12 protein-coding genes are annotated in these 11,209 nt (G+C 58.6%); 7 read left to right on the forward strand and 5 right to left on the reverse strand.

Going from position 1 to position 11,209, the window contains the following annotated elements; all coding sequences use genetic code 11:
• From IM267_RS13930 to IM267_RS13955, 6 genes are all read left to right on the forward strand, one after another.
• Positions 1-444 (forward strand): winged helix-turn-helix domain-containing protein (locus IM267_RS13930; protein ID WP_226848085.1); only part of this gene is annotated, 444 nt, incomplete at its 5' end.
• Complete coding sequence (qseC, locus tag IM267_RS13935) at positions 441-1,790, forward strand: quorum sensing histidine kinase QseC (RefSeq protein WP_193033607.1); 1,350 nt, start codon at positions 441-443, stop codon at positions 1,788-1,790. The genes IM267_RS13930 and qseC, both read left to right, overlap by 4 nt.
• 103 nt (positions 1,791-1,893) lie before the next feature.
• Positions 1,894-2,475: an NAD(P)H-dependent oxidoreductase gene (locus IM267_RS13940; RefSeq protein ID WP_063451173.1), complete on the forward strand. Its 582-nt coding sequence runs from the start codon at positions 1,894-1,896 to the stop codon at positions 2,473-2,475.
• Between the two features lie 30 nt (positions 2,476-2,505).
• Positions 2,506-2,820, forward strand: coding sequence for a putative quinol monooxygenase (locus IM267_RS13945; protein ID WP_008502984.1), 315 nt, complete (start codon positions 2,506-2,508; stop codon positions 2,818-2,820).
• Positions 2,821-2,972: 152 nt separating this feature from the next.
• Positions 2,973-3,413 carry a peptidoglycan-binding protein LysM gene (lysM, locus tag IM267_RS13950; RefSeq protein WP_003862507.1) on the forward strand — a complete coding sequence of 147 codons (441 nt, stop codon included), beginning with the start codon at positions 2,973-2,975 and terminating at the stop codon, positions 3,411-3,413.
• 39 nt (positions 3,414-3,452) lie between these two features.
• Entirely contained in the window at positions 3,453-3,980 is a 528-nt protein-coding gene (locus tag IM267_RS13955) for a hypothetical protein (protein ID WP_193033608.1), read from the forward strand.
• 12 nt (positions 3,981-3,992) lie between these two features.
• Here the strand turns inward: IM267_RS13955 and IM267_RS13960 are convergent, their stop codons facing one another.
• The 3 genes from IM267_RS13960 to IM267_RS13970 are packed head-to-tail and all read right to left on the reverse strand — an operon-like array spanning position 3,993 to position 8,320.
• Positions 3,993-5,180 (reverse strand): glycoside hydrolase family 88 protein, encoded by a 1,188-nt coding sequence (locus IM267_RS13960; RefSeq protein ID WP_193033609.1) that lies wholly within the window; start codon positions 5,178-5,180, stop codon positions 3,993-3,995.
• A gap of 27 nt (positions 5,181-5,207) precedes the next feature.
• A complete protein-coding gene (locus tag IM267_RS13965; RefSeq protein ID WP_063867744.1) occupies positions 5,208-6,473 on the reverse strand; it encodes an oligosaccharide MFS transporter in 1,266 nt (421 codons plus the stop codon).
• A 32-nt stretch (positions 6,474-6,505) separates the two neighbouring features.
• Complete coding sequence (locus IM267_RS13970) at positions 6,506-8,320, reverse strand: DUF2264 domain-containing protein (RefSeq protein WP_193033610.1); 1,815 nt, start codon at positions 8,318-8,320, stop codon at positions 6,506-6,508.
• Between the two features lie 166 nt (positions 8,321-8,486).
• Here IM267_RS13970 and IM267_RS13975 point away from each other — a divergent pair, with 166 nt between their 5' ends.
• Positions 8,487-9,326: an AraC family transcriptional regulator gene (locus tag IM267_RS13975; protein ID WP_193033611.1), complete on the forward strand. Its 840-nt coding sequence runs from the start codon at positions 8,487-8,489 to the stop codon at positions 9,324-9,326.
• 52 nt (positions 9,327-9,378) lie between these two features.
• Here the strand turns inward: IM267_RS13975 and IM267_RS13980 are convergent, their stop codons facing one another.
• Together IM267_RS13980 and IM267_RS13985 are read right to left on the reverse strand one after the other, a co-directional pair.
• The gene (locus IM267_RS13980; protein WP_063451166.1) at positions 9,379-10,254 is read right to left on the reverse strand and encodes a MurR/RpiR family transcriptional regulator; all 876 of its coding nucleotides are present in this window, start codon (positions 10,252-10,254) and stop codon (positions 9,379-9,381) included.
• Positions 10,251-11,201 (reverse strand): iron-siderophore ABC transporter substrate-binding protein, encoded by a 951-nt coding sequence (locus tag IM267_RS13985; RefSeq protein ID WP_193033612.1) that lies wholly within the window; start codon positions 11,199-11,201, stop codon positions 10,251-10,253. Before IM267_RS13985 ends, IM267_RS13980 begins: the two co-directional genes overlap by 4 nt.
• Positions 11,202-11,209 lie beyond the last annotated feature (8 nt).

The following is an 11,209-nucleotide window of genomic DNA, read 5'->3' on the forward strand; positions in this document are numbered from 1 at the left end:
GAGCCGGTGCTGATCCTGACGGCGCGGGATGCGCTGAACCAGCGCGTGGAAGGCTTGCGCCTGGGGGCGGATGATTACCTGTGTAAACCGTTCGCGCTGATTGAAGTGGCAGCCCGCCTCGAAGCGCTGGTGCGCCGCAGTCACGGGCAGGCGCGCAGCGAGCTGCGTCACGGCAAGGTCACGCTCGACCCGACAAGCCTTGTCGCCACGCTGGACGGCGAAACGCTGGTGCTTAAACCAAAAGAGTTCGCCCTGCTGGAACTGCTGATGCGCAACGCGGGCCGCGTGCTGCCGCGCAAGGCCATCGAAGAGAAACTCTACAACTGGGATGATGACGTCTCCAGCAACGCCGTCGAAGTCCATGTACATCATTTACGCCGCAAGCTCGGCAGCGAATTTATCCGCACCGTGCACGGCATCGGTTATACCCTGGGTGACGCATGAAACTGACCCAACGCCTGAGCCTGAAGCTGCGCCTGACGCTGCTCTTTTTGCTGCTTTCCCTGGCGGCCTGGTTTGCCGCAAGCGTGGTCGCCTGGCACCAGACAACCGACAAGCTCGATAAACTGTTCGATACCCAGCAGATGCTGTTTGCCAAACGGCTGCTGACGATGGACATGGACGAACTCCGCGCGCCGGAGCGTATGCGCGAGGTGCCGAAAAAAGCGAAACACGGCCATCTTGACGACGACGCGCTGGCCTTCGCGATCTTCACCGCCGACGGCAGCATGGTGCTTAACGACGGCGAGAACGGGCGCGACATCCCCTATCACTACCGCCGGGACGGGTTTGATGACGGCCGGTTGCAGGATGACAGCGACGAATGGCGTTTCCTGTGGCTAACCTCCCCGGACGGGAAATACCGCGTGGTGGTCGGTCAGGAGTGGGAGTACCGACAGGATATGGCGCTGGACGTGGTCAGCTCGCAGCTGACGCCGTGGCTGGTGGCGCTGCCCGTGATGCTGCTGTTGCTGATTGTCCTGCTGAGCCGGGAACTGAAGCCGCTGAAAAACCTGGCGCAGACCCTGCGCTCGCGCTCGCCGGATGCGACCGATACGCTGCCCACCCACGGCGTGCCGACGGAGGTTCGTCCCTTGCTTGATGCGCTTAACCATCTTTTTGCCCGTACACAGGAGATGATGGCCCGCGAGCGCCGCTTCACCTCGGACGCCGCCCACGAGCTGCGCAGCCCGCTGGCCGCGCTGAAGGTGCAAACCGACGTGGCGCAGCTTTCGCACGACGATCCCGAGGCGCAGTCTAAAGCGCTGGGGCAACTGCATGCGGGCATCGACCGCGCCTCCCGGCTGGTGGACCAGCTTCTTACCCTGTCGCGCCTGGATTCACTGGATAACCTTGATGACGTCGAACCCGTAGCGATGGCTGATTTGCTGCAATCCGCGGTGCTGGACATCTGGCATCCGGCGCAGCAGGCGGGCATTGATGTTCGGCTCAACGTTAATGCGCCCGAGGTGATGCGTCATGGGCAGCCGCTGCTGCTGAGCCTGCTGGCGCGTAACCTGCTGGACAACGCCGTTCGTTACAGCCCGCGCGGCAGCGTGGTGGACGTGACGCTGAATACCCAAAACTTTACCGTGCGCGATAACGGACCGGGCATTTCTCCTGAAGTGCTGGCACGCATCGGCGAGCGTTTTTATCGTCCACCCGGGCAGGACGCTACCGGCAGCGGCCTGGGGCTGTCTATCGTGAAGCGTATCGCAACGCTACACGGGATGCGCGTCTCGCTGGACAATGCGCCCCAAGGGGGCTTTGCGGTGACCGTCAGCTGGTAAGATTATTGCGCTTAGCGCAAAAGACTTTGCACATTTTGCTTATTTTTCCGCTCCGTCCTCGCGCGTAGAATACCCGGCATACTCTCAGCATCGAGGACAAATAATGAGCAACATTCTGATTATCAACGGCGCAAAAGAATTTGCGCACTCTAAAGGCCAGCTGAATGACACCCTGACCGAGGTCGCGGATGGTTTCCTGCGCGACGCCGGACATGATGTTAAGGTCGTGCGCGCGGACAGCGATTATGACGTGAAGGCCGAAGTGCAGAACTTCCTGTGGGCCGACGTAGTGATCTGGCAGATGCCGGGCTGGTGGATGGGCGCACCGTGGACCGTGAAAAAATACATGGACGACGTGTTCACCGAAGGTCACGGTTCGCTGTATGCCAGCGACGGCCGTACCCGTTCAGATGCGTCTAAAAAATACGGTTCCGGCGGCCTGATTCAGGGCAAAAAATATATGCTCTCCCTGACCTGGAACGCGCCTCTTGAAGCGTTCACCGAGAACGATCAGTTCTTTGAAGGCGTGGGCGTAGACGGCGCGTATCTGCCGTTCCACAAGGCTAACCAGTTCCTGGGAATGACGCCGCTGCCGACCTTTATCGTCAACGACGTGATTAAAATGCCGGACGTCCCGCGCTATATCGCAGAATACCGCAAGCATCTCGCGGAAATTTTTGCTTAACTGTTAGCCTGGAATTAGAAGGAGTTAACCATGCTTACCGTAATTGCTGAAATCCGTACGCGTCCCGGCCAACATCACCGCCAGGCGGTGCTGGATCAGTTCGCAAAAATCATCCCGACCGTTCTGAAGGAAGAAGGCTGCCACGGCTACGCGCCGATGGTGGATGCCGCTACCGACGCTAGCTTCCAGGCAACCGCGCCAGACTCCATCATCATGGTGGAGCAGTGGGAAACCGTCGCCCACCTTGAAGCGCATTTGCAGACCGCGCATATGAAAGCGTGGAGCGATGCGGTGAAAGGGGATGTCCTTGAAACCCACATCCGTATTCTGGAGCAAGGGGTTTAAGTTCTGTGAAATTTGCCGGGTGGCACTGCGTTTACCCGGCCTACAACTTTCCCCCGCAGGCCCGGTAAGCGTTAACGCCACCGGGCTTTTTTTATCACCTTACCGCTCAACTGCTATGCTTATTCTGACTTCATGTTTAACAGGAGGATGGAATGGGTCTTTTTAACTTCGTGAAAGAAGCAGGCGAAAAGCTGTGGGACAACCTGACCGATCATAAGGGTCAGAGCGACAAAATCACCGAGCACCTCAAGAAACTCAACATTCCCGGTTCCGATAAAGTTCAGGTTAACGTCACCGACGGCAAGGCCAGCGTAACGGGCGACGGGCTGACGCAGGAGCAGAAAGAAAAAATCCAGGTCGCCGTCGGCAACATCGCGGGCGTCAGCGAGGTGGAGAACAATATCACCGCAACGGACGCCAAAGATGAAGCAACCTACTATACGGTGAAATCCGGCGACACTCTAAGCGCCATCTCTAAAACCGTGTACGGCGATGCCAACCAGTACAACAAGATCTTTGAGGCGAACCGCCCGATGCTCTCCAGCCCGGATAAAATTTATCCCGGCCAGACGCTGCGTATTCCTAAGGCATAACGTCTGAGGCTATTGGTTCACGTCGCGCAGAGGAACAGCATGAAAATCGCTTGTCTTGGCTGGGGCTCGTTAATCTGGAAAAGCGGCGCGTTACCGGTAGCCGGTGAGTGGCAAACCGACGGGCCATCACTGCCCGTCGAGTTCTGCCGCGTAAGCGATGGCGGCGAACTGGCGACCGCCATCTGCATGAACGCGCCCGCCCTGCCTGTGCTTTGGGTATGGCTGAACGCCACTTCGCTCAGCGTGGCCTCTCAGGCCCTGCGCGAGCGGGAGGGCATTCCTGACGATCGCTGCGATGGTATCGGCTCGCTGCTGATAACCGGACGCAACGCGGGAGTGATCTCAACATGGGCGAGGGAGAGAGGAATTGAGGCGCTCATCTGGACCGGGCTCCCTCCGAGAAGCGCGTCGCAGGAAGGCAGGGTTCCTGCCGTGGACGAGGCCATCGCTTATCTCGACGGCCTCAGCGGACAGACCCGCAGCCATGCGCGGGACTATATTTGCCGCGTGCCTGCCCAGCTTGATACGCCCTACCGGCGCGCCATAAAAGAGGTGCTTGGGTGGTGATACCCCTGCCCGTTACCAGTACAGCTTCCAGCTCTGGGTGAAGCGCACCAGCGCCTCAACATAGAAGTAATCGCCCCAGCTTGCGCATTCATCCACGCCTTTGTTGCTCGCCAGGTGGTAGACCGAGTGCTTCAGGATCCCGTTGCCCTTCTCGTCTTTGCCCATCAGATAGTGCTTCGTCAGCGACGACATGATGCCTTTCGCCCACTCCAGATAACCCTCCCGGTCCGGATCCGTCACCGGCAGATGCTTCACCAGCTCCAGCAGCCCGCACACCGCAATCGCCGCCGACGACGAGTCGCGCAGCGCATCAGTGCCTACCAGCGCCAGATCCCAGTGGCAGACGTAATCTTCCGGCAGGCGGTTGAGGAAGTAGTTCGCCAGCCGTTTCGACAGGGCAATCATCGTTTCATCGCCGGTATAGATATAGCTCAGCAGGAAGCCGTAAATCCCCCACGCCTGCCCGCGCGACCAGCACGAGTCGTCGGCATAGCCCTGCTGCGTGTTGCCGTAGCGCGGCGCGCCGGTTAACACATCCATATAGTAGGTGTGGAAGGTGGAGGCATCGTCACGAATAAGGTACGTCGCCGCCTGCATGACGTGCGCTTTGGCCGCGTCGGCAAAACGCGGATCGCCCGTTTGCTCGGTTGCCCAGTAGAGCAGCGGCAGGTTCATGTTGCAGTCGATGATCATCCGTCCGGCCTGATCGGGATCGGAGAGATCGCCCCACGCCTGGATGATCTTCGCCTTCTCATGGAAGCGCTCCAGCAGCGCCTCCGCCGCCAGCAGCGAGAAGCCGCGCGCCTCGCGGTTGCCGGTGAGTCGCCAGGCCGCCACGCAGGAAAGCGTGTACAGGAAGCCTAAATCGTGGGTGTTGGTGTCGTTGCGCCCGGCGATGCGCAGGCCAAACGAGCGCACGTGTTTTTCCGCCATCGCGCGAAATTTCTCCTCGCCGCTCATCTCCCACGCCAGCCACAGCTGGCCGGTCCAGAAGCTGGTGGTCCACTCCACGTTTTCGGTCAGCGGATAAAAGCCCTCTTTGCAGGTCTCCGCCGGGAATTTGTCGCCGAACACCGTTAAATGACGGCTAATCAGGTCGAGAACGTGGCCGCGGGCCGAACTCAGCTCATCGCTGAATGCGCGGGAATCAACGGGCGCAGCGATAGCAGACAGACGTTCCTCTTTGATACGACTTAACATATTTCGGTTCCTTCTTTGACGGCGTAATTAGCGTGTTGAGGTTTCTGCTACGTTCAGCGCACGGGCCCCGCGCCACTTGCTCTGACAGGCGGATAACGTAAAGGCAGAAATAAGGGTAAAGGTCAGCGCCGTAGCGCCCATGATGATATAGGTGTGCTCAAAGCCGATGCGGTCGTACATATAGCCGGCAGGAGAAGAGACCACCACGTTGCCAACGTACAGCATCGCCTGATAGCCAAGTAAATACATGGTGGCATTGACGCGCTTGTCGAAATGCTCGGCGATATATTTAAAGACCGACACCAGCAGCAGGCATATTTCCAGGCCGTACAGCGGCTTAAGCACGGAAATTAACAGGTGAGAGTCACACATGCCGGAAATAATTAGACGCGCCCCGACAACCAGCCCGACAATTAACAGCCCGCGCTTGGCGCCAATAAAATTCACAAACAGCGGGACCACCATATACATGACAAATTCCATGCCCGACTGCACCGTACCGAGGTAGCCAAATACCGCGTTGCCCTCGTGAATATCGTCGAAGAAGGTGACGAAATAGCGCGAGAACTGCTGCTCGGCGATAAACATCATCCACGCCACGCCCGCCACGTACAGGCAGAAGGCCCAGAATTTGCGGTTTCGCAGCAGGGCGTAAACGTCAGACGGGGCGATTTTCTCTTTCGTCAGCACCTCCCCTGCGTGAGCGGAGTTAGTGTTCACTTTCAGGTTCAGCAGGACGATCAGCATCACCACCGACGCCACGCTGCCGAGAATAAAGTTATACGCCGGTGAGAGGTTAAACAGCAGGCCGGAGAAGGACGACGCCACCGCCCAGCCGAGCGAGCCCCACATGCGAATTTGCCCGAACTCCATGCCGTTCAGGCGGCTAAAGCGGTCGGAATAAGATTCGCACGCCGCCACGCCCGCGTACCAGGCAAAGCTTAAATAGAGCGCGCCGATAATAATCCCCAGCAGGGTGTTGGACATTAACAGCGGCTGGTAAACATAAATAAAGAACGGAGCCATTAGCGCCGACATGATCACCACAAAATAGAGCAGGTATTTGCTCATGCCGATCTTATCGAGAATATAGCCGTAGATCGGTTTGAGAATAACGGAGAAGATCCCGTTAACCGCAAAGACGGTTCCAATCACCGACCCGCTAAGATTGGCTTTCTGGCCGAGCCAGATCGCCAGCAGGCCAATGCTGGCAGACCAGGTAAAGAAATAGAGAAAAATAAAGCTGCTGATTTTGTAATATTCCGTTCTGCTGGTTGTCGATGTACTTTTCATATCATCCTCGCCGACGTGTAGGGCCAGATTTTTTATAGTGTGAACGACAGCTTACGTTCGCTTCCGGGTTCGTGGATCACGACCTGGTGATGGGTAATGTTCAGCTGCGGTACCGCCGCAGCTATCGGTTTTTCGCAGGCCAGGACGGCGCAGCAGAGCCAGCTCTCCCCCGGCGGGAGTTCGGTTTGCAATAGCGGAATGGAGGCGCACCCGGCAAACATCACGCTGCTGTTGGGCGGGGTGACGACGCTGCCCGGCGCGCGGGTGATATCGGGCGAGAGATCGACAATCGCGCTGCTGCCGTTTTCTGCCGTCAGGTAACTTCCCCGCTCGCGCAGCTGGTGGTCCGTTTTCAGCACCGCAAAGCCGCCCTCGACGGTTTGCAGGGTACGTGCGCTGTTGATACGGTGCAGGCGCAGGTGCCACTCCCCGAACGGGATTTGCCAGGTCTCTATGTGCACGTCGCGCCACGGCGACCAGCGCGAAAAAATATAGTTTTCCTCCACCCGAACCTCGTCGCATTCGCGACGTCCGCGGAAATAGTCGTCTCCGTCCGCCAGCAGCAGCATGGAATCGCAGGCCGCATGCTTCAGGCCAAAACGCCCGCGCTCAATGGTGAAGCCGAAGCGGCTGGAGTAGGCAAATTTGGTGTATTTCGCTTCGGTGTTGACGTAGTTGTTCAGCTCCAGCTGGCCGGCGGTGAGCATGACGACGTGCTGAGAGTCTTTCGAGTGCATCAGGATCTGCTGCGCGTGCGGGATCACGCGCGTCTCAGCCAGCGCGGGCAGCGGCTGCTCGTCGGCCTGCCAGAACGGATGCGTCTCCGGCAGCGCCAGAATCAGGTAGGTTTTCAGCGCCCAGTACGGTGAACCGGGGGAGTTGTAGTCCTCGCACATCGCCAGGTTCGGGCAGGCAAAGCCGAGGGTGAGAATGCCGTCGCGGTCGGTAATCGGCTGCTGCTGCCACCAGCGCAGATGCCGCAGCACGATGCCCTTCACGATGCCTGGCGTGAACACGTCCAGCCCGGAAAAGGCCACCGCGCTCCAGAAGGCGACCATCGCAAAGCGGTAGGTCAGGCTGCGGCCAAACGGAACCGAGGCGCCGTCGGCGGCGGACCAGTAGATAAAGTCTTCCGCGAAGAGGCGCGAGCGCTCGCGCAGTACCTCCGCCCTTGCCTCGTCACCGCTCAGGGTGGCGTAAATCAGGCCGTAGAAGTGGAAGGCCATGGAGATGTAGTAGTCTTTCGGGCGGCCCGGGCCATCGGAATACCAGCCGTCGCCGAGGTAGTAGGCGTCCATCAGCGTAAAGCGACGGTCAATGGCGGCCTGGTCGTACGGCAGCCCGGCGCGCTTAAAGCCGAGCTGAACCATAATGGCAAAATAGTTCCAGTTGCTGTCCGGCATCTGCGCATCGGTGATTTGGTTGAGCCACGCGTGCAGGTTCATCACCTCGCGTCCGGTAAAGCGCGCGGTGAGCGTCTCCCCCAGCAGAGCAAGTCCCAGACCGTAGGCCGCCATCTCCACCAGACGCTGATCGTACGGGCCGGTTTCGCCCCAGTAACCGGTGCTTTGCGGGTCGGTACCGATCTTGATGGCGGTAAGGTACTTCTCGCTGAACGGCGTGCTTTCGCCGGACGCCATCAGCGGAAACAGCCCCCACAGCGCGCGGGAAAGGCCCTCCATCTGCGCAATATCCGTTGTGTAATGGGCGCAGGTATCACCCAGCGAGAACCGTGAACGGTTTGCCGGAAATTGCGTGTCCAGCGCTTGTAAAAGCTCATTCAACGACGCCACCACATCCTGGCGTGAAGACAACGGATTTGATTTTTCTTTGTTTGCCGCCCACATCGGTTCGCCCTCGTAATCAACTGCGGCAAAGCATAGTGAATCCGCAAGGGGCAGAAATGTTAGCCGTGTCACAGGCATGAACGATGAATAAACCTCCAGTTGAGAAAATTTAAAAAGGTGGTTTATAAAGACGATCAGACGGGAAAAAGTTGAGTTTTATTGCACTATGCGCGACACGCCGACATCCGACCTTCTGGAACTGATCGCCCTGAACGATACCGTGGCCTCGTTCAGCCGCCTGTTTGCCAATACCGTGCGCTACCATCACTGGCATCAGTGTCTGGAGATCCTCTACGTGGAAGAGGGCTTTGGCGTAGCGATCGTCGATAATCGTCACTACACCATGCGCCCCGGAAGGCTGTTTTTCTTCCCGCCTTTTACGCTGCATAAGGTGATGGTGGACGAACAGGCAGAGGCGATTTACCGCCGCACCATCATTCACCTCGACCAGCATGCGGTGCTGAAGATCCTGCGGGATTTTCCCCAGAGCCAGCAGCGGCTGGAGCGGCTGTCACGCCGCGGGGGCGAAGCGTGGGTCGCCGATTTAGCCCACTGCCATCACTATATCGACCATCTGTTTGGCTGCTACAAACCGCCGATGAACAGCGAGAGTATCGCCAGCCTGCTGATCGGGCTGTTTGCGATGCTTCCCGCCGATCGCGACGGTGAGCCGGGCAACAGCCAGGGGATCGCCAGCCGGGTGATGTTCTGGCTCGACGAGCATTATCAGGAGAAATTTCGCCTGGACGCGCTGGCCAATGAGCTGGGGAAATCCCGCAGCTACGTATCGCGAAAATTCCATGCGGAAACGGGCGAAAAAATTCATGACTATCTGAACACGCTAAGGTTGCGTAAGGCGTGTGAGTGTTTACTCCACACTGATTCAAGCGTGCGTGACATTGCCGCACAGACGGGTTTTTCCGACGTGACGTGGTTTATCAGCGCGTTTAAAAAAGGGATTGGCGAGACGCCGTTGCAGTACCGGAAAAACCATCGTGCGGTGTGATCGAGGGGACTGCTCACGGCTTATCATCCAGCCCACACGGAGAAAGTGTAAATCAACCGCTCTTCTTGCCCGGCTTTAACCCTCGGTGAAATTCGTTGATGCGCTTCATGGACCTGATGGTGCGCTGCGGCTCGGTGGAGGCGACGGACAAAATAATCATCTCCAGACACAGCAGCACCGTGCCGTGCAGCGGGATTTTGCCCTTCTCGCCACCGCGCGGGACGTGGATCACCACGCTGGCCTCTTTGCTAAAGCGTGAGTCAGTGGCGTTGGTCAGCAATATGGTGGGAATGCCCAGGCGCTTCGCTTCACGCAGCGTCGTCAGCCCTTCCCGGTGCGCGGATTTTTGCGCCATCATCACCAGCACATCACCGCGCTGTAAGGCTATCAGCTGTTCGGCGAGGCCGATACCGGTGCGGTTGAGTGGGATCGCAGGCAGGCCGATGCGGCTAAACAGGCGGGAGGTATACTCGGCCAGGATGCCGGATGCGCCAATACCAAAAATTGCGACCTGTCTCGCCTGCGCCAGCAGCGACACGGCCTGCGCCATCGCGTAACGGTTACCCGGTTCGGACAACACATTACAGGTATGCTGATGCCCTTCCAGCACAAAATCGATGCTCGCGTTGACGTCACTGGTCAGCGTATTCACCGTGGTGGACATCTTCTCGCTGGAGGTGACCACCGGACCAAACCACTGCTCAAGCGTCTGCTTGAGATCCCGTAGCCCGCCAAACCCCAGCGCCTGAATGGCTCGCACCACGGTGGCGTCCGAGGTTTTTAGCACTGCGGCGATCTCCATGGCCGTCTGTTCCATAACGGCTTCACGGTTTTCATTGATATAGCGCGCCACCTGGAGCAGGCGCGGTGTCAGCTGGTGCGCCCGCGAGCGAAAGCGGTCGCCGTAGACATCAATTTTTCGAATCATCGTGCGGCCTCCGGCAGCGGACGACCCGCTATCTGCGACTGCACCTGCGCGACCATCAGTCCTAGCGAGGCGAACGAATTTGAGATCGCTTCCTCGCGGGAGATCAGCACGTAATGCCCGGTCCGGCAGGCGTTAAGAAACTGGCACCAGCCCGGCATCACCGCGTCCATCGCCGCCAGCTCGTCCTGCGGTTTACCGCCTGTATCTCCGCGCCAGGTGGCAAAGACGAAATCAGCATCCAGCTCCGGCAGGCGCTCGGCGCTGACGTCGATGCGCCCGCCCTCCGGGATGCTCTCGATCAACGGCGGAAACGTAAATCCCGCATCGCGCAGTACGCGCCCAAGTGAATGGTAGCTGTGCATGGCGTTAATCTTTCCCTGGTTAGCCTGAATCACCGAGACGGTGATTTTGCGGGTATCGATGGTCGCCTTCAGGGCCTTAATTTGTTCCTGGTAGCGACGTTCCAGAACCTTCAGCTTCGCCTGCGTGCCGGTCAGCTGTGCCAGCTTGCGGTAGATTTCCGGCGCGCCGCCGTCCAGGTGATCGATACTCACCGTCGGGGCAATTTTTTCCAGCTGTTCCACCGGCGTGTTGCGGGTTGGCTCAGTGATGATCAGGTCCGGCTTCGCGGCGGCGATGGCTTCGATATCGATATCCGCGGTGCCGATGAATGTGATGTCGGCATTATCAAAATCGATGCCCGTCAGCATACCGCTGGAACGCAGAAAATGGCTGCCGTCCGGTCGGGTACGGCCATGGCTGGCAACCGGCGGTACGCCAAGCTCGATCAGCGGAATGGTAATATCCAGGTCGTGCAGGGAAACAATTCGTTTCGGCTTAACCGGCACCATCACTTTGCGGTTCAGGTCGTCAGTAAACGTCTGCGTTGGCTCTGCGGCTCCGACAGCAAAGCCCACCAGCAGCAGCATTGAGAAAAGTACGCGCATCACACACT

The sequence above is a fragment of the Enterobacter cloacae complex sp. P15RS genome (assembly GCF_014895905.1).
GTDB lineage: Bacteria > Pseudomonadota > Gammaproteobacteria > Enterobacterales > Enterobacteriaceae > Enterobacter > Enterobacter quasihormaechei.